The organism is Ruegeria sp. HKCCA4008 (assembly GCF_013033125.1).
Lineage (GTDB): Bacteria > Pseudomonadota > Alphaproteobacteria > Rhodobacterales > Rhodobacteraceae > Ruegeria.
Genome location: NZ_WQDM01000013.1, coordinates 15,800 through 38,233, shown reverse-complemented (window position 1 = coordinate 38,233; position 22,434 = coordinate 15,800). Strand labels below are relative to the sequence as shown.

At 58.1% G+C, this 22,434-nt stretch carries 22 protein-coding genes; 18 read left to right on the top strand and 4 right to left on the bottom strand.

The features are described 5' to 3' along the window. Position 1 precedes the first annotated feature (1 nt). The 3 genes from GOW60_RS19920 to GOW60_RS19910 are packed head-to-tail and all read left to right on the top strand — an operon-like array spanning position 2 to position 3,777. Positions 2–1,096, top strand: a complete 1,095-nt coding sequence (locus GOW60_RS19920) for a microcin C ABC transporter permease YejB (RefSeq protein ID WP_152459198.1) — start codon at positions 2–4, stop codon at positions 1,094–1,096. Then, complete coding sequence (locus GOW60_RS19915; protein ID WP_171230655.1) at positions 1,097–2,203, top strand: ABC transporter permease; 1,107 nt, start codon at positions 1,097–1,099, stop codon at positions 2,201–2,203. It begins immediately after the preceding gene. Beyond that, complete coding sequence (locus tag GOW60_RS19910) at positions 2,200–3,777, top strand: ABC transporter ATP-binding protein (protein ID WP_171230654.1); 1,578 nt, start codon at positions 2,200–2,202, stop codon at positions 3,775–3,777. Before GOW60_RS19915 ends, GOW60_RS19910 begins: the two co-directional genes overlap by 4 nt. A 24-nt stretch (positions 3,778–3,801) precedes the next feature. On the opposite strand, the gene GOW60_RS19905 is transcribed toward GOW60_RS19910, so the two are convergent. Both GOW60_RS19905 and hemN read right to left on the bottom strand, forming a co-directional pair. Continuing rightward, positions 3,802–5,730, bottom strand: coding sequence for an elongation factor G (locus GOW60_RS19905; protein ID WP_171230653.1), 1,929 nt, complete (start codon positions 5,728–5,730; stop codon positions 3,802–3,804). Positions 5,731–5,942: 212 nt separating this feature from the next. After that, complete coding sequence (gene hemN / locus GOW60_RS19900; protein WP_171230652.1) at positions 5,943–7,298, bottom strand: oxygen-independent coproporphyrinogen III oxidase; 1,356 nt, start codon at positions 7,296–7,298, stop codon at positions 5,943–5,945. 61 nt (positions 7,299–7,359) lie between these two features. On the opposite strand from hemN, the gene fnrL reads away from it, so the two are divergent. Next, entirely contained in the window at positions 7,360–8,103 is a 744-nt protein-coding gene (gene fnrL / locus GOW60_RS19895; RefSeq protein ID WP_152459193.1) for a transcriptional regulator FnrL, read from the top strand. Positions 8,104–8,173: 70 nt separating this feature from the next. Next, positions 8,174–8,428, top strand: coding sequence for a GlsB/YeaQ/YmgE family stress response membrane protein (locus GOW60_RS19890; RefSeq protein ID WP_152459192.1), 255 nt, complete (start codon positions 8,174–8,176; stop codon positions 8,426–8,428). Positions 8,429–8,465: 37 nt separating this feature from the next. On the opposite strand, the gene GOW60_RS19885 is transcribed toward GOW60_RS19890, so the two are convergent. Continuing rightward, positions 8,466–9,305: a universal stress protein gene (locus GOW60_RS19885; protein ID WP_171119850.1), complete on the bottom strand. Its 840-nt coding sequence runs from the start codon at positions 9,303–9,305 to the stop codon at positions 8,466–8,468. A 200-nt stretch (positions 9,306–9,505) separates the two neighbouring features. On the opposite strand from GOW60_RS19885, the gene ccoN reads away from it, so the two are divergent. The 10 genes from ccoN (at position 9,506) to nusG (ending at position 18,596) form a co-directional block, all read left to right on the top strand. Next, entirely contained in the window at positions 9,506–11,113 is a 1,608-nt protein-coding gene (gene ccoN, locus GOW60_RS19880; protein WP_152459190.1) for a cytochrome-c oxidase, cbb3-type subunit I, read from the top strand. Between the two features lie 14 nt (positions 11,114–11,127). Next, positions 11,128–11,856 carry a cytochrome-c oxidase, cbb3-type subunit II gene (gene ccoO, locus GOW60_RS19875; protein ID WP_171230651.1) on the top strand — a complete coding sequence of 243 codons (729 nt, stop codon included), beginning with the start codon at positions 11,128–11,130 and terminating at the stop codon, positions 11,854–11,856. 12 nt (positions 11,857–11,868) lie between these two features. After that, positions 11,869–12,054, top strand: coding sequence for a CcoQ/FixQ family Cbb3-type cytochrome c oxidase assembly chaperone (locus GOW60_RS19870; protein WP_050605006.1), 186 nt, complete (start codon positions 11,869–11,871; stop codon positions 12,052–12,054). Continuing rightward, on the top strand, positions 12,051–12,914 hold the full coding sequence (ccoP, locus tag GOW60_RS19865) for a cytochrome-c oxidase, cbb3-type subunit III (RefSeq protein WP_171119849.1): 864 nt from the start codon (positions 12,051–12,053) through the stop codon (positions 12,912–12,914). Before GOW60_RS19870 ends, ccoP begins: the two co-directional genes overlap by 4 nt. Before the next feature lie 419 nt (positions 12,915–13,333). Then, complete coding sequence (gene ccoG, locus GOW60_RS19860; RefSeq protein WP_171230650.1) at positions 13,334–14,761, top strand: cytochrome c oxidase accessory protein CcoG; 1,428 nt, start codon at positions 13,334–13,336, stop codon at positions 14,759–14,761. Positions 14,762–14,763: 2 nt separating this feature from the next. Then, positions 14,764–15,222 (top strand): FixH family protein, encoded by a 459-nt coding sequence (locus tag GOW60_RS19855; RefSeq protein ID WP_171230649.1) that lies wholly within the window; start codon positions 14,764–14,766, stop codon positions 15,220–15,222. Positions 15,223–15,224: 2 nt separating this feature from the next. Continuing rightward, positions 15,225–17,402, top strand: a complete 2,178-nt coding sequence (locus GOW60_RS19850) for a heavy metal translocating P-type ATPase (RefSeq protein WP_171230648.1) — start codon at positions 15,225–15,227, stop codon at positions 17,400–17,402. Between the two features lie 5 nt (positions 17,403–17,407). Further along, positions 17,408–17,566 (top strand): cbb3-type cytochrome oxidase assembly protein CcoS, encoded by a 159-nt coding sequence (gene ccoS / locus GOW60_RS19845; RefSeq protein ID WP_152459183.1) that lies wholly within the window; start codon positions 17,408–17,410, stop codon positions 17,564–17,566. Between the two features lie 99 nt (positions 17,567–17,665). Further along, positions 17,666–17,863, top strand: a complete 198-nt coding sequence (gene secE, locus GOW60_RS19840) for a preprotein translocase subunit SecE (RefSeq protein WP_050605011.1) — start codon at positions 17,666–17,668, stop codon at positions 17,861–17,863. Positions 17,864–18,062: 199 nt separating this feature from the next. Next, positions 18,063–18,596, top strand: coding sequence for a transcription termination/antitermination protein NusG (nusG, locus tag GOW60_RS19835; RefSeq protein ID WP_152459924.1), 534 nt, complete (start codon positions 18,063–18,065; stop codon positions 18,594–18,596). An 87-nt stretch (positions 18,597–18,683) separates the two neighbouring features. Here nusG and GOW60_RS19830 read toward each other — a convergent pair whose 3' ends face one another. Then, positions 18,684–19,913 carry a peptidoglycan-binding domain-containing protein gene (locus tag GOW60_RS19830; protein WP_171230647.1) on the bottom strand — a complete coding sequence of 410 codons (1,230 nt, stop codon included), beginning with the start codon at positions 19,911–19,913 and terminating at the stop codon, positions 18,684–18,686. Between the two features lie 382 nt (positions 19,914–20,295). On the opposite strand from GOW60_RS19830, the gene rplK reads away from it, so the two are divergent. The 3 genes from rplK (at position 20,296) to GOW60_RS19815 (ending at position 22,332) form a co-directional block, all read left to right on the top strand. Then, positions 20,296–20,745, top strand: coding sequence for a 50S ribosomal protein L11 (rplK, locus tag GOW60_RS19825; RefSeq protein ID WP_152459181.1), 450 nt, complete (start codon positions 20,296–20,298; stop codon positions 20,743–20,745). Position 20,746: 1 nt separating this feature from the next. After that, positions 20,747–21,445 carry a 50S ribosomal protein L1 gene (gene rplA, locus GOW60_RS19820; RefSeq protein WP_171230646.1) on the top strand — a complete coding sequence of 233 codons (699 nt, stop codon included), beginning with the start codon at positions 20,747–20,749 and terminating at the stop codon, positions 21,443–21,445. 128 nt (positions 21,446–21,573) lie between these two features. After that, positions 21,574–22,332 carry a nuclear transport factor 2 family protein gene (locus GOW60_RS19815; RefSeq protein ID WP_171230645.1) on the top strand — a complete coding sequence of 253 codons (759 nt, stop codon included), beginning with the start codon at positions 21,574–21,576 and terminating at the stop codon, positions 22,330–22,332. The last annotated feature ends 102 nt before the right edge of the window (positions 22,333–22,434 follow it).

The following is a 22,434-nucleotide window of genomic DNA, read 5'->3' as shown; positions in this document are numbered from 1 at the left end:
CATGGGCGCCTATATTCTAAGACGTTTGTTGCTGATCATTCCGACCCTTCTGGGCATCATGATCGTCAACTTTACGCTGGTACAATTCGTGCCTGGCGGACCGGTTGAGCAGATCATTGCCCAGATCGAAGGTCAGGGGGATGTTTTCGCCGGTTTTGCGGGTGCGGGCGATGCCGGCGCGGGGTCAGAGCCGGCGGGCGGCGTTTTCGACGACAAATATGTCGGTGCGCGGGGCCTGCCGCCCGAGTTCATCGCCGAACTTGAAAAGGAATTCGGCTTCGACAAACCGCCCCTGGAACGTTTTCTGATCATGATGGGCAACTATCTGACGCTGGATTTCGGCGAGAGCTATTTCCGCTCGATCAGCGTGATTGATCTGGTGCTCGAGAAAATGCCGGTCTCGATCTCGCTGGGCCTGTGGTCAACGCTGATTGCCTATCTGGTTTCGATCCCTCTGGGCATTCGCAAGGCGATCAGGGACGGTTCGCAGTTCGACACGTGGACCAGCGCAGCGATCATCGTGGCCTATGCGATCCCTGGCTTCCTGTTTGCCATTCTGCTGCTGGTGCTTTTCGCCGGTGGATCCTATTGGCAGATCTTCCCGCTTCGGGGGCTGACATCCGACAACTGGGACAGCCTGAGTCTCTTTGGCAAGATCGCAGATTATTTCTGGCATATCGCGTTGCCGACCATTGCGCTGACGATCTCGGCCTTCGCGACGCTGACGCTGCTGACCAAGAACTCGTTTCTCGATGAAATCAAAAAGCAATATGTTATGACCGCCCGCGCCAAAGGCTTGAGCGAACGCAAGGTGCTGTATGGCCATGTGTTCCGCAACGCGATGCTGATCGTCATAGCCGGATTTCCGGCCGTGTTCATCGGCGTGTTCTTCGGAGGTTCGATCATCATCGAAACGATCTTCTCACTTGATGGTCTGGGACGTCTGGGTTTTGAAGCCGCCGTGGCGCGGGATTACCCGGTGATCTTCGGCACGTTGTTCATCTTTGGCCTGATGGGTCTGGTGGTCGGCATCATCAGCGATCTGATGTATGTGCTGGTCGACCCGCGCATCGATTTTGAAAAGCGGGAGGGGTAAATGGCATTGTCCCCCCTGAACCAGCGCCGCTGGAGCAACTTTCGCCGCAACAAGCGCGCCTTCTGGTCGTTGATCATCTTCGCCGTGTTGTTCGGCCTGTCGCTGTTTGCAGAGTTCATCGCCAACGACAAACCGATTCTGGTGAAATACCGGGGCGAGTTTTACATGCCGGTCTTCAACTTCTACGCGGAAACCGATTTTGGCGGAGACTTCCAGACAGAGGCGATCTATCGCGACCCCGAGGTTCAGTGCCTGATAGACAGTGGCGGGCTTGAGCAGTGTTTTGACGATCCCGAAGGCATTATCGAACAGATCGACGCCGGCACGTTCCAGGCGGAGGGGTTCGAGCGTGGCTGGTCGCTTTGGCCGCTGATCCCCTATTCCTACAACACGTCTGTGGATCGCCCCGGGGCTGCACCTTTGCCGCCCAACGGCCAGAACCTGCTGGGCACCGATGACACCAAGCGCGATGTGCTGGCACGGGTGATTTACGGCTTCCGCTTGTCGATCCTGTTCACGCTGCTGGTGACGGGCGCTGCCAGCCTGATCGGTATTTTTGCCGGTGCCATACAGGGTTTCTTCGGCGGTTGGCTGGATCTGATCTTTCAGCGGATCATCGAGATCTGGTCAGCGACACCGTCGCTTTACGTCATCATCATCATGTTCGCGGTATTGGGGCGAAGTTTCTGGCTGCTGGTCGCGTTGATGATCCTGTTCAGCTGGACCGGGCTGGTTGGCGTGGTGCGCGCAGAATTCCTGCGGGCGCGAAACCTTGAATATGTGCGCGCTGCACGGGCATTGGGCGTGGGCAACATGACCATCATGTTCCGCCACATGCTGCCCAACGCAATGGTTGCCACGCTGACCTTCATGCCCTTCATCGTTACGGGCACCATTGGCGGGCTGGCTTCGCTGGATTATCTGGGTTTTGGTCTTCCGTCTTCGGCCCCCTCGCTGGGGGAGCTCACTTTGCAGGCAAAACAGAACCTTCAGGCCCCATGGCTGGCTTTCACGGCCTTTTTCACCTTTGCCATCATGCTGTCCCTGCTGGTCTTCATCTTTGAAGGCGTGCGGGATGCGTTCGATCCCAGAAAGACCTTCTCATGAGCCTGCTGGATGTAAACAACCTGAAGGTCTCGTTCCGGCAGGACGGTCAGATCAGTGCTGCGGTACGGGGCGTATCGTTCCATGTCGATCGCGGGGAAACCGTGGCGCTGGTGGGCGAATCCGGATCGGGCAAATCTGTCACCGCGCTCAGCACCGTAACTTTGCTGGGCGACAGCGCGATCGTCGAAGGGTCCGTCACCTATGACGGGCAGGAGATGATCGGCGCCTCGGAGCAACGCCTGATGGAGGTGCGCGGCAATGACATCAGCTTCATTTTCCAGGAGCCGATGACATCGCTGAACCCGCTGCACACGATCCAGAAGCAGATGGCGGAATCGCTAGCCCTGCATCAGGGGGTCACGGGTGATGTCGCGCGCGAACGGATTCTTGAACTGTTGAACAAGGTCGGTATTCGCGACCCCGAAGACCGGCTGGACAGCTATCCGCACCAGTTGTCGGGCGGACAGCGGCAGCGCGTGATGATCGCCATGGCGCTGGCGAACAAGCCGGACATCCTGATCGCCGATGAACCGACGACGGCGTTGGATGTAACCATTCAGGCACAGATCCTCGAGTTGCTGGCCAGTTTGCAGAAATCCGAAAACATGGGGATGCTGTTCATCACCCACGATCTGGGCATCGTGCGGCGCATCGCCGACCGGGTCTGTGTGATGAAGGATGGTGAGATCGTCGAGACCGGTGCGACTGCCGAGATCTTCGACAACCCGCAGCACCCCTATACCCGCAAGCTCCTGGCTGCGGAACCCTCGGGTCAGCCAGACGCCGTTGCGACAGATGCCGAGGAAGTCGCGCGTACCGATCACCTGAAGGTCTGGTTCCCGATCCAGCGCGGGTTTCTGAAACGCACGGTCGGCTATGTGAAGGCGGTGAATGACGCCACGCTGAGCGTGCGCGCGGGTGAGACCTTGGGGATCGTGGGCGAAAGCGGGTCGGGCAAGACCACGCTGGCGCTGGCGATCATGCGTCTGATCGCGTCCGAAGGCGGCATCACCTTCCGCGATCAGGATGTTCGAAAATGGTCCACGCGAGAGCTGCGCCGGCTGCGCAAGGATATGCAGATCGTGTTTCAGGACCCGTTCGGCAGCCTCAGCCCACGCATGACCTGTCAGCAGATCATCGCGGAAGGTCTGGCCATTCACAACATTGATCCTCATCGCGCGCCGCGTGAACTGGTCGCTGAAGTGATGACCGAAGTGGGCTTGGATCCTGCGGCGATGGACCGGTATCCGCACGAGTTTTCGGGCGGTCAGCGTCAGCGCATCGCGATTGCGCGCGCGATGGTCTTGCGCCCCAAGCTGCTGGTTCTGGACGAACCGACCAGCGCGCTGGACATGACGGTTCAGGTTCAGATCGTCGATCTGCTGCGCGATCTGCAAAAGAAATACGGGCTGGCGTACCTGTTCATCAGCCATGACCTGAAAGTTGTGCGGGCGATGTCGCACAAGGTGATCGTCATGCGAAACGGAGATGTGGTTGAAATGGGCACGGCCGAGGATTTGTTCGAAAATGCCCAGACCGACTATACCCGCGAGTTGATAGCAGCGGCGGGCTGAGATCAGCCCGCCACCGTCAGGCCATCAGGCGCTGGCTTTTTCTTTGTCTGCCGCTTTCGGCACCGGCCCGCGCAGTTCTTCATAGTGATCAAAGCTCAGCTTGACCCACCCGGTTCCGCGCGTGGCACTGGCAAGGGTGCGATGCAGTTCATCCTCGGCCACGGCGGGAATCAGAGCGTTGAAAATCTCCCAGCCTGATGCGTTTGGGTTGCCCTCGAACCCCAGAACCTGCCCTTGCAGAGAGCTGATCGTCGGCACGAGGTCGCCGACAAAATCAGAAGGCAGGTGGATTTCGGCGTTCAGGATCGGCTGCAAAACAACGGGCTTGGCCTGTGGCAGTGCTTCGCGCACGGCGTTCTTGCCCGCGGTGCGGAAGGCATAATCGGAACTGTCCACGTTGTGATGCTTGCCGTCATGCAGCGTGACCTTCACATCCACCACCGGAAAGCCCTCGGGGCCTTGCTCCAGCGCGTCTCTGGCGCCCTGTTCCACGGATGGAATGTAATTCTTGGGCACCGCGCCGCCCTTGACCACCTCTTCGAACTGGAACCCAGATCCGCGCGGCAGCGGCGCGACCGAGATCACGACATCCGCGAACTGCCCGGCCCCGCCGGATTGTTTGCGGTGTCTGTGGCGGTGTTCGACAGGTGTTCGGATGGTTTCGCGATAGGCGGTTTCGACCGGGTCGGCTTCAATCTCGATCCCGAAATCCTCGGCCAGCTTGGCGGTCACGCGCCGCATGTGCTGCGGACCTTGAGACCCAAGAACGGCGTGGCCGGTCAGCTCATCCTGTTGCAGGTGAAGGCCGGGGTCGATCTCGGCCAGGCGGCTCAGGGCGTTGGACAGGCGCACATCGTCCCGCTCATGCGCGGGCGAGACGATCTGACGATGCGCCACCGGATGCGAGGCCGCCCATTCCGGCAGTTCCGTCGCCGAATTGCTGTCGTAGATAAAGCCGGGGTTGAGGTGATCGGATTTCACCGCCAGACCAATCTGCCCGGCCTCAAGCGTGGCGATCTGGGTTTTGGCATCCAGCGTTGTCAGGTTGCCGACGGTCTCACCCCCCAAGGCTTCATGGGCTTGCACGCCGTCCCCCAGGCCGCGCAGAACGACGATTTTTCCGATGTGCTTTTTGACATCCGCAAAACCGGCAATGGCGCGGGCGCTGTCTGCGGCCTCGTCGCGCCCGGCGGCGATGTCAAACTCGGGAGCTTCGTGCCGCAGCGCCTTCATCAGACGCGTCAGCCCGTTGCCGTGGCTTGCGGCACCCAGGCAGGCGGGAATCAACTGATGGTTCTTCAGGACCTGTGCCGCCAGATCATAGACCTCGTCACTTGGCGGCTGCTTGTCTTCGATCAGCTGTTCCAGCAGGTTGTCATCGAAATCGGACAGGGTTTCGAGCAGCTCGGTTCGCGCTTCCTGCTCGCGGTCTTCGACGGATTGAGGCAGTTCGATCAGGGCCGAGGGCTGGCCCTCCTGATATTTCCAGGCCCGTTCCGAGATCAGATCGACCGCCCCGATGATCGTTTCCCCTTCGCGGATCGGTACCTGACGCAGGGCAATGTGGTGGGTGCAGTATGTTTGCAGAGCGGCGATGATATCGCGGACGCGGCCATTGGGGTTGTCCATCCGGTTGATGAACAGAAAACAGGGGATGCCGGCCTCTTCGACCAACCGCAGGTAGGGCGCGCACAGAACGGCGGCATTCGGATCGGGGGGCACCACGACCACGGCGGCGTCCGAAATCGCCATTGCAGGGCCGACATAGGCCAGTGCATCGCCGCCCCCATCGACGTCGATCGCGCACCAGGGCTCGTCCAGGTAAGAAAAACCGTGCAAATGCACGGTTCCGGAAACATCGAATGTGGTGGGACGCCCGTCGAGGCGGCTGATGGCCTCGACAAGCGTAGATTTGCCCGATTGGCTGGGCCCGAGGACGGTGAAAACGCGCATGAGTGTTGTCCCTCTTTCAGGTTGCAGATTGGCTACACGAAAGGGACCGACCGACGCGTTGGCGCCGACAAGGATTGTCTGTATTTTGCCCGCCTCAGACCGCAGAGCGAGATGCCGCCCTACAGCATGAGTGTGGGAAAAACCGCAGGCGTGCGTCAAGCCCCTGATGTGTTTTGCGCGTCACGGGCCGAATGTTGCCCGCCGAAAAAGGGTCAGATGGCCGAGCTGTGCCCGGCTTTGCTGAGGTCATAGGCGTCAAAGGTACGGGCGATCATCCGGGTCAGCGCCCGCGCTTCGGGCGGTATGAAAAGCCCGGCTTCGGTGATTTGCAGCATCCCGTCGAAAGATGCGTTGGCTGCGCGGTACATCTCGTCCAGGTCAGAGGCCGAAATATCGTGATCCCGCAGGATTTCCGCCGAGTCGATCTTGAAATCGCACATCAATGCCTCGATCAGGCGGGCACGCAGAATGTCCTGACCTTTGAAAAGGTGCCCTCGGGATGTCGAAAACTGCCCATCGCGAATGGCTTTGGTATGGGCAGAGGTGGCCGGAGCGTTCTGCGCGTAACCTTGCGGGAAACGAGAGATCGAGCTGGCCCCGACACCAATCAGAACATCGGCCTGATCGTCGGTGTAACCCTGGAAGTTCCGCTTGAGGCGACCCGCGCGCAAAGCGTGGGTCAGCCCGTCATCCTGAGTGGCGAAATGGTCGATGCCGATCTCGGCATAATTGTCCCAAAGGAACAAACGTCGGGCCGTGTCGAACAGTTCAAGGCGCTGTTCCGGTGTGGGCAGGGCGTCCGACGGAATCAGCTGCTGCCGCTTGGCCATCCAAGGCACGTGGGCATAACCGTAAAGTGCCACGCGATCCGGGCTGAGCGACAGGAGTTTCTGCACGCTTTCCGTCATACGCGCCTTGGTCTGATGTGGCAGACCGTAAAGGATATCCGCATTCAGGCTGGTGATGCCACGTTCACGGATCATGTCGATGGCGTCGCGCGTGGTGTCGTAGCTTTGAATACGGCCTATGGTTTTCTGGATTTCGTCATCGAAATCCTGCACCCCGATCGAGGCGCGGTTCATGCCCGCCTCTGCCAGCGCGTCCAGACGCGCTTCGTCAATCTCGTTCGGATCGATCTCGACCGAGAATTCGGCATTCGGCCCCATGGGCACGATACCCAGGATGTGTTGTGCCAATTCGCGCATCAATTGGGCGTTCAGCAATGTTGGTGTGCCGCCGCCCCAGTGCAGGCGCGACAAAACCACACCTTCAGGCAGACGGGCCGCCAAAAGGTCCAGTTCGGCCTTCAGAACATCGACATAGGCGATTACCGGATTATCGGTTTGTGTCCCTTGTGTCCGGCACGCACAGAACCAGCAAAGCCTGCGGCAGAATGGGACATGAATGTACAGCGAAATTGCACTGCCGGGTTTGATCCCGGAAATCCAGTCGCCAAACATGTCTGATCCCACGTCGTTGCTGAAGTGGGGGGCGGTGGGGTAGCTTGTGTAACGCGGTACTTTCGCGTCAAAAAGTCCAAGCTTTGCCAATTGTGGTTTCACTATCATGGCGATACCCTTATGCGACAGGCGACACAGGTGCTTTGATGGAGATCAAGTGGGAACGCGCATGACAGTAAAAGCACAATTTGACCATTCAAATTGCGGAGATTGCCCGATTCGTCATCGCGCCGTCTGTGCCCGTTGTGATGCCGATGAGCTGGAAGAGCTTGAAAGCATTAAATATTACCGTAGTTTTGAGGCGGGTCAGACGATCATCTGGTCTGGGGATCAGATGAGTTTTGTCGGCTCGGTTGTGGCCGGAATCGCATCGTTGACCCAGACGATGGAAGATGGCCGCACCCAAATGGTTGGTCTGCTGCTGCCAAGCGACTTCGTTGGCCGCCCGGGTCGCGATACTGCGCCTTATGATGTTCAGGCCACGACGGATGTCGTGATGTGCTGTTTCCGCAAGAAACCGTTCGAAGAGTTGATGGACCATACCCCGCATATCGCCCATCGTCTTTTGCAGATGACTTTGGACGAGCTTGATGCCGCCCGCGAGTGGATGCTGGTTCTGGGGCGCAAAACGGCGCGTGAGAAGATTGCCAGCCTGCTGTCGATCATTGCGCGCCGGGACGCTTCGGTCAGCCAAAAGGGTCTGACTGGATCTATCGTGTTCGACCTGCCCCTGACCCGAGAAGCAATGGCGGATTACCTGGGTTTGACATTGGAAACGGTCAGTCGCCAGATATCAGCTTTGAAAAAAGACGGGGTGATCACACTTGAAGGAAAGCGGCACGTGACCATCCCCGATCTGGGCCGCCTGATGGAAGAGGCAGGTGACGATTCGGATGGCGGCTTTCCGGTCTGACGTAATCGGCTTTTGACCACTAACTGCCGCCGCAGTCTTTTTCGCGGGATATCTAATTCAGGAGCTCGGCATGGAATTTACCAGTTTGTTAGCAATGCTTTTGGTCGGCGCAATCGCCGGTTGGCTTTCCGGAAAGATCATGGAGGGCAGGGGTTTTGGTCTTTTCGGAAACATAGTTGTCGGAATCGTAGGTGCGTTTCTGGCGGGGTTGATTTTTCCGGCGCTTGGATTTGCCGTTGGCGGCGGCCTGCTGTCATCTATCCTCTTCGCAACAGCAGGTGCCGTAATCTTGTTGTTCCTGATAGGCCTGATCCGCAGAGGATGACAAAAGCCGCCAAGTCGGGCGGCTTTTGAAGGGCGGCTCAATGGGCCAGGAATACCGGTACGGTAGACTGCTCCAGCATGTTTCGGGTTGCGCCGCCCAGAATGGCCTCGCGAAAACGGGAATGACCGTAAGCGCCCATGACGATCAGATCCGATTCTGTATCGGATGCGTGACGGTTGAGAATATCCGACACGCGCGTCATGCTTTTGCTCAGCACATCAATCTCACATTTGACCCCGTGTCGGGCCAGCATCTGTGACAGCATTCCGCCCGGATCAGACCGGTCCGGCCCATGGCGGGGCGGATCGATGACCACGATTCGGACCAGCTCGGCCTGTTTCAGGAAGGGCAGGGCGTGACGAATGGCGCACATGGCCTCTACGCTTTCGTTCCAACCTATCATGATGTTGCGCGGCACCGTCAGCGGCTCGGCGTCGTCCGGTACGACCAGAACCGGGCAATGCCCTTCGAACATGGCGGCTTCGATGATGGGCTCGGCCTCGGCGCCGCGGTCTTTGCCATAAGGGTGCGGCAGGACCACCAGATCGGAAAACCGTGCCCTATGCGCAACATGGCGTCCGATATCGGCGATCTGCGCGACGCCGTGCTCGGCGGACCAACGAACGCCGGACTTGCCAAGGTAGTCATTGGCAAAGTTCAACAGCTCCTGGGCCTCGGCATTGGCCCGGCTCAGTGTTTCCTGAACGATAAGCGCATTGGCACCCGCATAGTAATAACCTGTCTGACTGCGATCGACGCCAAGGCACAGGGCTTCGGCATGTGCATCCTGCGATTCTGCCAGGGCCACCATCTGCGCCAGAGCGGCGGGTGCCGTCTGTGTTTCGGTCATGACAGTGAGTAGTGATTTGTAAGTCATTGCGACCTCATGATTCGGGCATTTGGTCTCATGTGACCAGTCGGCCTATTTCCTCTACAATGCGTGTCACAGAAAACGCAGAACTGTCTTGATACAGATCAAAGCAGTAACAGCTGCCGTGCTTCAGAACGGCAGCCAGTCAAATGGGTTTCGCGCGTACAAGAATCAAAAACGCGCGGGGCATGGCAAAGGGACGCAATATGTCGAATTACATCAAGCTGATCGTGCTTGGTCTGATCGCGCTGTTTGCAGCGATCGGAACCAATTATGCACGCGATTTGGCGTATCAGGTACATGCACTGCTGGTGATGCTTATCGCCGGTGGCCTGTTTATCTGGACGCTTCGAAACACTGACGAGCCAGATATTCTAGTCGATCGCTCGGGCGAATACATGGATGACGTGATCCGCTATGGCGTGATCGCAACCGCCTTCTGGGGCGTGGTCGGGTTTCTGGCCGGGACCTTCATCGCGTTTCAGCTCGCCTTTCCGGTGCTGAACTTTGAATGGGCACAGGGATATCTGAATTTCGGTCGTTTGCGTCCGCTGCATACATCGGCAGTGATTTTTGCCTTTGGTGGCAACGCGCTGATCGCAACGTCGTTCTACGTCGTTCAACGTACCAGCGCCGCGCGTCTTTGGGGCGGCAATCTGGCCTGGTTCGTTTTCTGGGGCTATCAGCTGTTCATCGTGCTGGCGGCGACGGGCTATGTCCTGGGCGGAACGCAGTCCAAGGAATATGCCGAGCCTGAATGGTATGTCGATCTGTGGCTGACCATTGTCTGGGTCGCCTACCTGGCCGTGTTCCTGGGTACGATCGTCAAGCGGAAAGAGCCGCATATCTACGTAGCCAACTGGTTCTACCTGGCCTTTATCGTCACCGTTGCGATGCTGCACCTGGTCAACAACATGACCGTTCCCGTCAGCATCTGGGGTTCGAAATCGGTCATCGTCTGGTCGGGCGTACAAGACGCCATGATCCAGTGGTGGTACGGCCACAACGCGGTGGGATTCTTCCTGACTGCCGGCTTTCTGGGCATGATGTACTATTTCATCCCGAAACAGGCCGAACGCCCTGTATTCTCGTACAAGCTGTCGATCATCCACTTCTGGGCACTGATCTTCCTGTATATCTGGGCCGGTCCGCACCACCTGCACTATACCGCGCTGCCTGACTGGGCTTCGACGCTGGGCATGGTGTTCTCGGTGGTCCTGTGGATGCCGTCCTGGGGTGGTATGATCAACGGTCTGATGACCCTGTCGGGCGCATGGGACAAGCTGCGCACCGACCCGGTGATCCGGATGATGGTGATCTCGGTCGGCTTCTACGGCATGTCCACCTTCGAAGGCCCGATGATGTCGATCCGCGCGGTGAACTCGCTGTCGCACTACACTGACTGGACCATTGGTCACGTGCACTCGGGCGCGCTGGGCTGGAACGGTATGATCACCTTCGGTGCGCTGTACTTCCTGGTGCCCGTCCTGTGGAAGCGTGAGCGTCTGTACTCGCTGCAAATGGTCAGCTGGCACTTCTGGCTCGCCACCATCGGTATCGTGCTTTACGCCGCGTCGATGTGGGTCACCGGTATCATGGAAGGCCTGATGTGGCGCGAAGTGGATGCCAACGGCTTCCTGGTTAACTCGTTCGCCGACACCGTGGCTGCCAAGTTCCCGATGTATGTGGTGCGTGCTCTGGGTGGCGTGATGTTCGTCGCCGGTTCGCTGATCATGTGCTACAACCTGTGGATGACTGTGCGGAAGGCACCGGCCAAAGAGGCCAGCCTGACCGTCGCGGTCCCGGCTGAATAAGGAGGGCCGGAGCAATGGCAATTCTCGACAAACACAAGATCCTCGAGACCAACGCGACCCTCCTGCTGATCTTCAGCTTTCTGGTCGTGACCATCGGTGGCATCGTTCAGATCACCCCGCTGTTCTATCTTGAGAACACGATCGAAAAGGTGGAGGGCATGCGCCCTTATACCCCCTTGGAAATGGCGGGGCGCGAGATCTATATCCGCGAAGGCTGCTATGTCTGCCACAGCCAGATGATCCGCCCGATGCGGGATGAGGTCGAACGCTATGGCCACTACTCGCTGGCGGCGGAATCGATGTACGATCACCCGTTCCAGTGGGGGTCCAAACGGACCGGACCGGATCTGGCGCGTGTCGGTGGCCGCTATTCTGACCAATGGCATGTCGACCACCTGCGGGATCCGCAATCCGTTGTGCCTGAATCGGTGATGCCGAAATACGGCTTCCTTGAACATCGCAAAATTGACGGCAAGTACATCGGTGATGTGATGGCCGCCAATGCTCTGGTCGGTACGCCATATACCGAAGAGATGCTGGAAAACGCACAAGCCGACTTTCTCGCTCAGGCTGACCCGGACAGCGACTATGACGGGCTGCTGGAGCGCTATGGCGACAAGGTCAACGTGCGCAACTTCGACGGCCAGCCCGAGTTGACCGAAGCTGATGCGTTGGTTGCCTATCTTCAGATGCTGGGCACGTTGGTCGATTTTTCGACCTTCACCCCGGACGCAAGCCGCTAAAGGAGGATCGTGATGGAAGAATACACAATTCTCAGGCAGTTCGCGGATAGCTGGATGCTGCTGCTGTTGTTCGCCTTCTTCGTTGGTATCGTCATCTGGGTTTTCCGCCCCGGTGCCAGCAAGGAATACAAGGACACCGCCAACATCCCCTTCCGGCATCAAGACAAACCCGCCACATCCAAGGAGGCGCGGCAATGAGCAAGACACCTGAAAAACAGCCGGGTGATCCGAATACAACCGGGCACAGCTGGGACGGGATCGAAGAGTTCGACAACCCGATGCCGCGCTGGTGGCTGTGGACCTTCTACGCCACTATCTTCTGGGGCGTGATCTACACGATCATGTATCCAGCATGGCCCTTGGTGCAGTCGGCAACCGCCGGCGTCATGGGCTGGTCTTCACGGGCTTTGGTCCAGCAGGAGATGGTCGCATTCGAAGAGGCAAATGCACCCTGGAACGCCAAACTGGTGGAAACACCATTGGAAGACATCGCGAAGGACGCTGAGCTTCAGCAATATGCCGTGAACTCTGGCGGTGCCGTGTTCCGTACCTGGTGTGCACAGTGCCACGGTTCCGGTGCGCAGGGCGCGCCGGGTTTCCCGAACCTGCTGGATGACGCCTGGCTGTGGGGTGGTACGATGGAAGATATCGTCTACACCGTCAGCTATGGTATCCGGAACGAAGAAAGCGACGATGCGCGCTATTCCGAGATGCCTGCCTTCGGTGAAATCCTAGAGCATGACGAAATCACGCAGGTGGTTCAGTATGTCATGTCGCTGAGCAACGCTCAGACCGATGACGCGGCGGCACAGGCGGGCAAGGTTGTCTTCGAAGACAACTGCGCGGCCTGCCATGGTGAAGATGGCAAAGGTGACATCTTCCAGGGGGCGCCGAACCTGACCGACGCGATCTGGCTTTATGGCGGTAGCGAAGAAGCTCTGACCGAAACAGTGACTTACAGCCGCTTTGGTGTCATGCCGCCCTGGGATACCCGACTGACCGAGGCGCAGATCCGTGCGGTTTCCGCCTATGTCCACCAGTTGGGTGGTGGCCAGTAAGACCTAGAGGGCACCTTCGGGCGGCTGGCCGCCCGAAGGCTGTAGCACCGGCTGTTCCATCTGTTCGCGCGTTTCCTGAACAGCCGGTGCTTTTTTACACTGAATTCCTGTTGTTTTGCCATTCCGTTCTTTGCAACGACGGCTGATCACCCGCGTTCGGGCAGGGCTGACCCGGGGCTGCGACAATTGGTCGGCACTTGGAAAACTGCATGTCCCACGTGCAGCTGGTATCGCGCCACAAGTAGATTTTCCGCCAAAATAGGCTGAAAATCGGCTAAAATACCTGATCTCCGGTGCCGGCAAGATGGGCTGATCTTTAAAAGATGTTTGCTCGATGCGCTTTTTGACCCATGTCAAAGTTCGCCTAGGCATGATCTGGAACAAGACGTCTTCAGAAGACCCATTTGTGGAGCCAGCCAGTGAGCGATTCCGATCCCGCCCCCAGCCTTTACGCCGCGCGTGAGCCGATTTTTCCAAGACGTGTTTCGGGGCCGTTTCGAAACCTGAAATGGATCATCCTCATCGTCACACTGGGCATCTACTATGTGACACCCTGGATCAGATGGGATCGCGGCCCCAGCCTGCCTGATCAGGCTGTCCTTCTGGATCTTGCAAATCGACGTTTTTATTTCTTCTGGATCGAGATCTGGCCGCACGAATTCTACTTTGTCGCTGGTCTGCTGATCATGGCAGGTTTGGGTCTGTTCCTGTTTACGTCGGCTCTGGGTCGCGTTTGGTGCGGGTATGCATGCCCGCAAACCGTCTGGACGGATCTGTTTATTCTGGTCGAGCGTTGGATTGAAGGCGACAGAAACGCCCGCCTGCGCCTGCACCGTCAGGAAAAGCTTGATTTCCGAAAGGCTCGCTTGCGGGTCACCAAATGGGCGGTCTGGTTTCTGATCGGTTTGGCGACAGGTGGTGCCTGGGTGTTCTATTTCGCGGATGCGCCTACGCTGGCCCGTGATCTTGTGACGGGCAACGCGCATCCCATTGCCTACACGACGATGTTGATCCTGACGGGTACAACCTTCTTCTTCGGCGGGTTCGCCCGCGAGCAGATCTGTATCTATGCCTGCCCATGGCCGCGCATTCAGGCGGCGATGATGGATGAGGACACGCTGGTTGTCGGCTATCGCGAATGGCGGGGTGAACCGCGCGGCAAAGGCAAGCGGACGGCCGATTCTGAATTGGGGGATTGCATCGACTGTATGGCCTGCGTGAATGTCTGCCCTGTCGGAATCGATATTCGGGATGGCCAGCAGCTGGAATGCATCACCTGTGCCCTTTGCATCGACGCTTGTGATGACATGATGGCCAAGATCGGAAAGCCACGAGGGCTGATCGACTACATGGCGCTGAGCGATGAAAAGCATGAGCGATCTGGCGAGCCCGCCAAGAATGTCTGGAAGCACATTCTAAGGCCGCGTACGATCATGTACACCGCATTGTGGGCGCTGGTCGGGTTCGGGCTGCTGTTTGCGCTCTTCATCCGTTCTGACATCGATCTGACTGTTGCACCGGTCCGCAACCCCACTTTCGTCACCCTGTCGGACGGTACAATCCGCAACACCTATGACGTTCGTCTGCGCAATAAGCACGGTGAGGACCGTCTGTTCAAACTGTCTTTGGCGGGCGATCCGGCGATGCGACTGGAAATCGAGGGAACCAAAATCGATACTGTGAATGTCACGGCGGATACGGCACAATTGACCCGTGTATATATCGTGGCCTCTCGCGATAGCGATCCGGCCACAGCAGAGGCGACACCAGTACGGATCTGGGTCGAAGACCTCAGCAGCGGCGAACGCGCCTACAAGGACACCACGTTTAACGGACGAGGAAACTGATCATGGCCGAACGTAAATTCACCGGAAAGCACGCTTTGGCCGTGTTTGTCGGCGCTTTTGGCGTGATCATCGCGGTGAACCTCGTGCTGGCGTATAATGCGGTGAAAACCTTTCCCGGGCTGGAGGTCAAGAACTCCTACGTCGCCAGTCAGGAGTTCAACGAGCGCCTGAAAGAGCAGCAGGCGCTGGGATGGACAGTTCGGGCGGAAACCCAAGGCGGCCTTCTGATCCTGCACATCACCGACGAAAGCGGTGCGCCGGTTGAGGTGAGCGAATTGCAGGCCGTGGTCGGCAGGGCAACCCATGTGCGCGACGACTTCGTGCCGGATTTTACGTTCGACGGTACAGCCTATGCCACGCCTGCTACACTGGGCAAGGGCAACTGGAACATCCGATTGGTGGCGCGTGACGGAAACGGTGCCGAATTCTCGCAGCGCGTCCCGCTTTACGTGAAGGGGTAAGCATGACGGCTCAGCTTTCATCCGGCACAGCAGCCTGTCCGGGCTGCCTTGCGGCCCCGGCCGAACCGGCCCGGCCCATACCGGAGGATGTGCAGATCGCTTTGTCGCTGCCGGGCATTCATTGCTCGGCCTGTATCGCGACGGTCGAGCGTGAACTGAACGCGCATCCCGGCGTCGAAGACGCCCGGGTGAACCTGACGCTCAAACGCGCGATGATCAAGGCCACGCCGGAAACGCGTGCAAGCGATCTGATCCCGGTGCTTGAACAGGCAGGATTCGAAGCGCATGAGCTTGATCCGGGGGCTTTGTCCGCAACGCAGACGGACAAGGCCGGGCGTGATCTTCTGATGCGACTGGCCGTGGCCGGGTTTGCATCCATGAACGTGATGTTGCTGTCGGTGTCGGTCTGGTCCGGTGCGACGGATGCAACGCGGGACATGTTCCACTGGATTTCAGCGGCCATTGCGCTGCCGGCCATTGCGTTCTCGGCCCAGCCGTTCTTTGCCAATGCCTGGAGCGCCCTGCGCGTGCGCCGGCTGAATATGGATGTGCCGATTGTGCTGGCGATCCTGTTGGCGCTGGTCACGTCGCTGTGGGAAACCGCACTGAGCGGCGAGCATGCCTATTTCGACGCAGCCCTGACATTGACCTTCTTTCTGCTGGCCGGACGGTATCTGGATTACCGCACCCGTGCCGCGGCGCGATCTGCGGCCGAGGAATTGACCGCGTTGGAAGTTCCCCGCGCCATTCGTGTCGCCGATGGGGTTGAAGATGAAGTGCCCGTTTCCGAGTTGCCCGTCGGTGACCTGATCCTTGTGCGACCGGGTGGGCGCATGCCCGTGGACGGCCAGATCGTGTCGGGTCAGTCCGAACTGGATCGATCCCTTCTGACGGGCGAGACGGTGCCAGTCTTTGCCGAAGCCGGGCAGGTTGTGAGCGCGGGTGAAGTCAACCTGACGGGTCCGTTGACAATCCGGGCAACGGCGGTGGGTGAAGACACGTCGCTCCATCGTATGGCTGATCTGGTCGCCATCGCCGAGTCTGGCCGGTCCCGTTACACCTCGTTGGCCGACAAGGCCGCCAAGCTGTATGCGCCGGGTGTTCACATTCTGTCGGCGCTCAGCTTTGTTGGGTGGTACATCTATTCCGGTGACTTGCGCACGGCGCTGAATATCGCGGCGGCTGTTCTGATTATTACCTGCCCCTGTGCGTTGGGTCTGGCCGTGCCAGCGGTAACCACGGCCGCGTCCGGCCGGTTGTTCCGCAAGGGAATGCTGATCAAGCACGCCACGGCACTGGAGCGGCTGTCCGAAGCTGACACGGTTGTATTCGACAAGACGGGCACGCTGACATCCGGCGCACCCGAACTGGTCAATCTGGCAGACCATGCACGCGCCAAGATCGAGGTCGCTCTGGCGCTGGCTGAGGCTTCTGCGCATCCCTTGTCCGTATCATTGGCAAAAGCGGCGCGTGCGGCAGGGATCAAACCAGCAAATGTGCGGGGAATAGCCGAGGTTCCCGGTTATGGCACCGAGGGCAAATTCCGTGGTCAACGTGTTCGTCTGGGGCGGGCGGCCTGGGTCGGCGCGGATCAGGGCACCGACACTTCGGCCTGGCTGGCAATCGGCGAGGACGCACCCGTGGCCTTCCGATTCTCGGACGCGTTGCGCCCGGGCGCCGCTGAGGCGGTGGATGCCCTGCGTGCTTCGGGCAAACGTGTACTTTTAATTTCAGGGGATTCGCAGGGGGCGGTGCGCGCCTTGGCCGAAAAACTGGGAATCACGGATTGGATCGCCGAGGCTTTGCCGCAGGACAAGGCAAGACGCATTCAGGATCTCAGCGATGAAGGCCACAAAGTTCTGATGGTTGGCGACGGTCTGAACGATACCGCCGCTTTGGCCGCGGCGCATGTGTCGATCTCTCCGGCCTCTGCGCTGGATGCGGCGCGGGTCGCGTCGGATATCGTGCTGTTGGGCAATGATCTTTCGCCCATTGCGGATGCGTGTGACACGGCCGTCAAAGCCACCAGACGCATTCGCGAAAACTTCCAGATCGCAACCGTTTACAACGTGATCGCCGTTCCTCTGGCCGTGATCGGATTGGCGACACCGCTGATCGCGGCCTTGGCGATGTCGACCTCGTCCATTACCGTGTCCCTGAACGCCCTGCGGCTGAGGTAACCTGAATGGAAGTGCTTGCTTATCTGATCCCGATTTCCCTGTTCCTGGGGGGCGTTGGTCTGGCTGCCTTCGTATATACCGTTCGTACGAACCAGTACGAAGACCCCGAAGGTGATGCGCGCCGGATCCTGAGCGACGAATGGGATGACAAACCCAAACCCTGAACGAATGCCCCATAGAGGCAGAGTTGAACCAACTGCCCTTGAAATTGCCGCAATGCCCGGCTATGTCCGGCCCATCCGCTAGCAGAGAGAACACGCCAAATGGCCACCACCAATCCGATCCAGTTCATTCAGCAAGTCCGTGCCGAAGTCTCCAAGGTCGTCTGGCCGACCCGGCGCGAGGTGCTGTTGACCACGGTAATGGTCTTCATCATGGCGGCGCTGACGGCTGTATTTTTCGCTTTGGTCGATTTGGGTATTCGGGGTGGTCTTCAACTGATCCTGGGTGCTTTCAGCTAGACGGGATCAGCGCGCTGAAACGTCTCTGCCCCCTTGCGCTGCGGGCAATGTCAGAGTAGGTGACGCGGTACTATTCGGAATGGGCGTGTGGCGATTCGGGCTGCGCGCCGCTTTTTATTCCGGATGGCGTGACAAGATTTTAATGACGGGTGTGTCCGGTACGCTTGATGCCCCGAAGACAAACAAGGACGACAGGTTCATGGCGAAACGGTGGTACTCGGTCAGCGTTCTTTCGAATTTCGAAAAGAAGATCGCAGAACAGATCCGCACGTCGGTGGCTGAACAGGGCCTTGAGGACGATATCGACGAAGTTCTGGTGCCCACCGAAGAGGTGATCGAAGTGCGCCGGGGCAAGAAGGTCACGACCGAACGCCGCTTTATGCCTGGTTACGTTCTGGTGCATATGGAAATGTCGGATCAGGGGTACCACCTGATCAACTCGATCAACCGCGTCACCGGTTTCCTGGGCCCGCAAGGCCGCCCGATGCCGATGCGCGACGCCGAAGTGAACCAGATCCTGAACCGTGTTCAGGAAGGTGAAGAAGCGCCCAAGCTGATGATCAGCTTCGAGGTCGGTGAGAAGGTCAAAGTCAACGACGGCCCGTTCGAAGATTTCGACGGCATGGTCGAAGGTGTGGACGACGAGAACCAGAAGCTGAAGGTTTCGGTTTCGATCTTCGGCCGGGAAACTCCGGTCGAGCTGGACTTCACGCAGGTCACCAAGCAGAGCTGAGGAAACATTCCTCGAGAATTGAAACGCCGCGATGCCAAGGGCAACGCGGCGTTTTTTTGTTTGGGTATTCGCTGAAAACGGATCGACCTATTGCGCCTGAACCATGGCCGCGCGCAAGAGTTGCGGTCGGTCGGTCTGGGAAGGCAGGAACACAGCCTGCGATCCGGCATCCAGTGCCGACAGGCTCGCGTCATACCACTGCATCGCAAGATCGCGACGTTTCTGCACACCGAAGCCTTCGCGCAGATGGTGGCCAATCAACTCGCCATAGGCGGGTTCACCCATTGCGACCAGCATCAGGGCAGACCCAAGAGCAGCATCCATGTTGTCCTGACGATAGCCAATCGCAAGGCAAACCTTGCTTGTCGCGGCCAGATCTTGGGGGCTGAGGCCCGAGTCCAGCGCCAGCTTGCGCATCTGGGTTTCAGCCTCGGTTTTCGAGTTGATAGACAGAGCATCAACCTGAGGCGCCACCATTTCACCATACGAGTCGCATTGAGCACTCACCTGATCCGGCGTCAGCCCCTGGATATCCTGAATAAGATCTTCACCGCGTGCCATCGCGTAGCTGCGGGCAAGACAGAACTGTTCGCTGAGCGCAAAGTCGGGATCCGACATGTTCGCCAGGGTCGTATAGCCGCCGTTGGTAGATGTTTGCAGCATGACCCCGCTACAACGATTGGCCAGAGACGGGCCTCCGGTGCCGCCGGAAAACAGGCTCGGCAGGCTGGCAGACGTTGTTTCGGTTGTCTCCGGCTCAGGTTCTTGCGGAGTCGCAACCGGAACAGGTTGTGCTGGGGCGGCTTGTGCCGGAGCTTGCGGAGCAGTAGCCAAAGCAGATCCCGTTTGCACCTGACGGCGATACGCCATCAGAAGCGGTTGGCCCGCAAGTTGAGTCGTCGCCTGTCCTCCGCTTGTGGCCCAATAGTAGGCTTGCATCAGAAAGTCATACTGATACGGCTGAAAATCATAGCCGTTTACTGGATAACCCATCGAGGCCTGATAGCGTTCGATTGCGGACCGGGTGCCACGACCGACCTGACCATCGACCCTTCCTGCGTTGTATCCGAAGTAATTGAGCGCGGTCTGGGTTTGCGCGCCTTGTGTGGTAGACGGAATACCTGACCGATAGGTGCGGTTCGATGAAGTTGTTCTCTGAGATTTTTTCTTTTGTTGGTCCTTGCCGATTGCGTAACCAACGATCCCGCCGACGACCGCACCACCAAGAAACTCTCCAGCGTCGGCCCGTGCCGTTTGAGGGATGGCAGCAGCAAGAGAAAAGGCGATGCCAAGAGTTAAAGCTAAACGAAGTATCATAATTAACCTCCACCAATAATCACAATTTTTAAGGAGTATAGCACGGTCATCTGCGTTGTGGCGAAGCAAGCGCCAATGTCGCGTTCAATTGGCTGCAAACTGGCGGTTTTACATGTCTTTGCAGATTGTTAGAGGAATTCGAAACTGTACGGACATTCGCGTGCAATCACGCAGGCAGCAAGAATCCTCTCAGGGTTTGATTCGGTACAACCCGAATGGTGCGCCAACCACTTGTCATCTCTCCTGATCCCATGTAAACGCCGCCTTTATCGTCTTCGGGCGAGATTCTCTCGTGGGAGGTTGCTGGGGTCGCGATCCCGGACCGGACCACGCAACATAATCTGGGTGGGACGCGTTTCACCCAAGTTGAAAGGAAAACCAAATGGCCAAGAAGCTTGCTGGTACAATGAAACTGCAGGTTCCTGCAGGTCAGGCGAACCCGTCGCCGCCAGTTGGTCCGGCGCTGGGTCAGCGCGGCATCAACATCATGGAATTCTGCAAGGCGTTCAACGCCAAGACAGCAGACATGGAGCCTGGCGCTCCGTGCCCGACCGTGATCACCTATTATCAGGACAAGTCCTTCACCATGGACATCAAGACGCCGCCCGCGTCTTATTACCTGAAAAAAGCAGCTGGTCTGAAGCCGGTCGGTAAGCGTAACCGTCCCCGCGGCGCGGAAAACCCAGGTCGTGAGACCGTGGCAACCGTGACCTCGAAGCAGGTTCGCGAAATCGCCGAAGCCAAAATGAAAGATCTGAACGCCAACGACATCGAAGGCGCAATGCAGATCATCCTGGGCTCGGCCCGCTCCATGGGCATCGAGGTGAAGTAAGATGGCAAAACTCGGTAAACGTACCCGCGCTGCGCGCGAAGCTGTCGTAGGCAAGGAAAACCTGTCGGTTGATGAGGCAGTTGCCCTGGTCAAAGCCAACGCAACCGCGAAATTCGACGAGACCATCGAAATCGCGATGAACCTGGGCGTTGACACCCGTCACGCTGACCAGATGGTTCGCGGCGTTGTCGGCCTGCCGAACGGCACCGGTAAAGCGATGCGCGTTGCCGTCTTCGCTCGTGGTCCCAAGGCAGACGAAGCAAAAGAAGCAGGCGCCGATATCGTCGGTGCAGAAGACCTGATGGAAACCATTCAGGGCGGCACCATCGAATTTGATCGCTGCATCGCAACCCCGGACATGATGCCGATCGTCGGTCGTCTGGGTAAGGTTCTGGGCCCCCGCAACCTGATGCCGAACCCCAAAGTTGGTACCGTGACCATGGACGTGAAAGCGGCCGTGGAAGCAGCCAAGGGTGGTGAAGTTCAGTTCAAGGCGGAAAAAGGCGGCGTTGTTCATGCCGGTGTTGGCAAAGCGTCGTTCGACGAAGCCAAACTGGCTGAAAACGTCCGCGCGTTTGTCTCGGCTGTTGCCAAGGCGAAACCGTCGGGCGCCAAAGGCACCTATATGAAGAAAATCGCGCTGAGCTCGACCATGGGCCCCGGTGTGACCGTTGATGTAGCAGAGGCCTCGGGCGACTAAGCCAGACAAATCTGATGCAAAGAATTGATCCCGGGTGGTGCAAACTGCCCGGGATTTTCATTTTGCCGGGTTCGGTGCGAAGATAAATCGCATGCATTTCAGTTCTGGCAATCGAACGGACCATGGCTATGGAAACTAAGCGCGAACTCCTCCAAAGATTTCTTAAGGGTTTGGAGACCGGTGACGCCATGGCGGCAGCGGTTGTGAATGAAAAGAAGTACATCCAGCACAACCCTCAAACTCACGAAGGCAGCGAAGGTATTGCCGACCTGTTCGCAAGGCTGTCCAAAACCTCACCCAAGGTTACATTCAAAAGGGTTTTCGAGGATGGCGACTTTGCCTTTGCGCATATTGAGTACGATTTCAGTAGCCTGCGCGCCGCGTTCGAGGTGTTTCGGTTCGAAGATGGCAAGGCCGTAGAGCATTGGGACAACATTCAGCCTTTGCGCGGTCCAAACCTTTCTGGGCGTGGAATGCTGGATGGTCACACCGAAGTAACAGATCTTGAGAAGACGGAAGAAAACCGGGCCGCTAGCAGCATGTTTGTTACAGACGTTCTGATAAAGCGCAGGTTTGAAAGATTGGTGGACTTTGTTGCAGAGGATCTAAAACAGCACAATCCGGATACGGCCGACGGAATCGTAGCGCTCAAGAACGTGTTGGAAGGAACAAACGAAAGCGGGACAAAATTTGTCTACAAGCATTTGCATCGGGTTTTGGCAGAGGGAAATTTCGTCCTTTGCGTGTGTGAAGGGGAAAGAAATGGGGTGCATTCCAGCTTTTATGATTTGTATCGCTGGGACGCTGATCAGATCGTCGAACACTGGAGTACCATCGAAGCGGTTCCGCCGCGCGAGGAATGGAAAAACGACAACGGGAAGTTCTGAAAACATGCCCTTGGAAATTGGGTGCTGTATGATCTGAATTGGGTGTAATTTACCCCTTGGAAACCCCCTCCATCTGCCCTAAGAAGACCTGCGGAACAAAGC